The organism is Dyadobacter sp. HNCC25DJ184, assembly GCF_056895215.1.
Map to the genome: position 1 here is coordinate 1 of NZ_JBXHAQ010000046.1, position 580 is coordinate 580.

At 44.3% G+C, this 580-nt stretch carries 1 protein-coding gene; it reads right to left on the reverse strand.

The window, feature by feature from the left end; genetic code table 11:
- Nucleotides 1–90: 90 nt before the first annotated feature.
- Nucleotides 91–580 (reverse strand): T9SS type A sorting domain-containing protein (locus AC1XUD_RS26540; protein ID WP_483364075.1); only part of this gene is annotated, 490 nt, incomplete at its 5' end.

Sequence of the window (580 nt, forward strand, 5' to 3'; positions counted from 1 at the left end):
ATGAAACGCGTAAAGCCCAAAACCTCCTTCCGGAGGCCTTGGGCTTTACGCGTTTCACAAAGATTATGCTACTTCACCTTCTCTGCATGATTATTTAGTGATAATCACTTTGTGTGTGTATAGTGCTCCGCCTGCGCTGATCACCTTTACGATATACATGCCTTTGGCAAGTCCTTTTACATTGATACCATCCACAGGGATACTGGCTGACTGGTAAACCGTTTTCCCACTCATGTTCACAAGCGAGACTGATTGAACCGCTCTCTGAACTGCATCTTTTAAGAAAAGTACGTCTGATACCGGATTGGGAAAAACAGAAACCGAAACATTCCCTTCAAAATCCACAGACTGAAAACGGCTATATGTATACGTACCATCTTTGTCCACCATTTTTAACCGGTAGTAGTTAGTACCACGAAATGGAGAGCCGTCAGAGAAAGTATACGACTGGTTTATTTTTGTATCTCCTGCTGCCTGTTTGTTGCCAATGGTCGTCCATTGTGTAGCGTCTGCACTGCGTTCAACACCAAAGTAGTCGCTGTTGGTTTCTTCGCTGGTAGACCATGCCAGGTTAGTAGTT